This window comes from Pseudoalteromonas sp. S3431, assembly GCF_000690035.1.
Lineage (GTDB): Bacteria > Pseudomonadota > Gammaproteobacteria > Enterobacterales > Alteromonadaceae > Pseudoalteromonas > Pseudoalteromonas fuliginea.
In genome coordinates, this window is sequence record NZ_JJNY01000101.1 from 1 (window position 1) to 1220 (window position 1220).

1 protein-coding gene is annotated in these 1220 nt (G+C 37.1%); it reads left to right on the forward strand.

All coding sequences use genetic code 11. From position 1 onward, the window contains the following. The first annotated feature begins 55 nt into the window (after window positions 1-55). Window positions 56-1213, forward strand: coding sequence for an IS30 family transposase (locus tag DO88_RS01680; protein WP_033040882.1), 1158 nt, complete (start codon window positions 56-58; stop codon window positions 1211-1213). Window positions 1214-1220 lie beyond the last annotated feature (7 nt).

A 1220-nucleotide genomic window follows, 5' to 3' on the forward strand; every position in this document is an offset into this window, starting at 1 on the left:
GGTGAATTCAATAGGTCAATGCAACACCTTATAATTGATTATTAATTAGGTTGTTATGACTGACTTATCAAAACGTGGTTTAAGTGATATTGAAAAGCTGAAAGCATGGTTCTTATGGCGTGAAGGTAAAACGCTTAGCGAAATAGGCTTGACGCTTGATAGGCATGCTGGTTCTATATTCGGTGTACTTAAATTAAAAGGTGGAATATCGCCAGTGCAACGAAAACGTCGATTATCGTTTCTTTCTTTAGAAGAGCGAGAAGATATATCAAGAGGTTTAGCTTCAGGCTTATCTATCAGGGCAATAGCTCGTAATGTAGAAAAGGCAGCGTCAACAGTAAGCCGTGAAATCAAACGCAATGGTGGTATTGCCAAATACCGTGCAGTTACGGCTGATAAAAATGCGCTAGAGCGAGCATTAAGGCCAAAGCAATGTAAATTGCAAAAAGGTAATCCACTTAGCGATTTGGTTGAATCTAAGCTACTAGATGACTGGTCACCAGAGCAAATTTCTGGCTGGTTAAAAATAAAACACCCAGCATCATCTGAAATGCATATCTCACATGAGACTATTTATAAAACGTTATTTATCCCATCACGCTATATTTTCGAAAAAGCAGTCCTTAGCCATCTTCGCTCAAAACGTAAGTTGAGGCATGGTAAACGCTCAACAAATAAGGGAATTTATAAAGGTATTATTGATGCTAAAACAATTCATGAAAGGCCTCATGAAATTGAAACACGAGAAACTCTAGGTCACTGGGAGGGCGATTTAATATCAGGAAGTAGCAACTCACATATAGCAACATTGGTTGATCGAAAAACACGGTATACAGCTTTGGTACAAGTTAATGGTAAGGATACTAAAAATGTAGTAAATGCACTTATTCTGAAATTTAATGGTTTACCAAAGGCACTTAAAAACACACTAACGTGGGATCGGGGAATGGAATTAGCAGACCATAAAAGATTTACTAAAAATACGAATACAGATGTTTACTTTTGTGACCCGAGTAGTCCGTGGCAAAGGGGAACAAATGAAAATACAAATCGCCTATTAAGGCAGTACTTCCCCAAAAAGACAAGCCTACATGGCTTTGACCAACGTTATTTAGATAAAATCGCTAATAAACTAAATAATCGACCAAGAAGAATATTAAACTATTTAACTCCTAATGATATGATTAAAAACCATGTTGCACTGACCACTTGATATCACC